1 protein-coding gene is annotated in these 564 nt (G+C 58.0%); it reads right to left on the bottom strand.

What is annotated here, in order from left to right; genetic code table 11:
• Positions 1–50: 50 nt before the first annotated feature.
• Positions 51–564 (bottom strand): Tn3 family transposase (locus KP705_RS16430; RefSeq protein WP_215765025.1); only part of this gene is annotated, 514 nt, incomplete at its 5' end.

The following is a 564-nucleotide window of genomic DNA, read 5'->3' as shown; positions in this document are numbered from 1 at the left end:
ATTTTACGTACGCTTAGGGTGAACACCTACAGAACCGCCAGCATTGGGGTTCAAGCGACAAGCAGGGATGCAGGCACCCGAAGCGGACGTAACGCGCCCGCTTCGGGCTGCTCATCGACATTCCAGCGATAGTCCCCTGTCAGAGAGATATGCTCCCAGCCGAGGGGTGCAATATGCCGCGCCAGGTCATCGGAAATGCCGAGCGTTGCGATGGCAGACTGAAGATAGCGCGTATTCCATAGGATAACCGCTGCCACCAGCAGGTTTAAACCTGACGCTCGATAAGCCTGATTTTCAAAACGCCGATCCCGCAGTTCACCAAGCTGGTTGAAGAAGAGCGCCCGAGCCAGCGCATTCCGGGCTTCTCCCTTGTTGAGCCCTGCCTGGGTTCGCCTGCGCAAATCCAGATCCTGTATCCAGTCGAGCATGAAAACCGACCGCTCGATCCGGCCAACTTCACGCAAGGCCACAGCCAGACCATTCTGACGGGGATAAGATCCGAGCTTCCGCAGCATGGCCGAGGCCGTCACGGTTCCACTCCGAATGGATGTGACCAGACGCAGC

It is taken from the genome of Gluconobacter sp. P1D12_c (genome assembly GCF_018812105.1).
In the GTDB taxonomy this organism is placed as follows: Bacteria; Pseudomonadota; Alphaproteobacteria; order Acetobacterales; family Acetobacteraceae; genus Gluconobacter; species Gluconobacter oxydans_A.
Note: the sequence above shows the minus strand (reverse complement) of the source record. Positions and strands in the feature narration are given on the sequence as shown.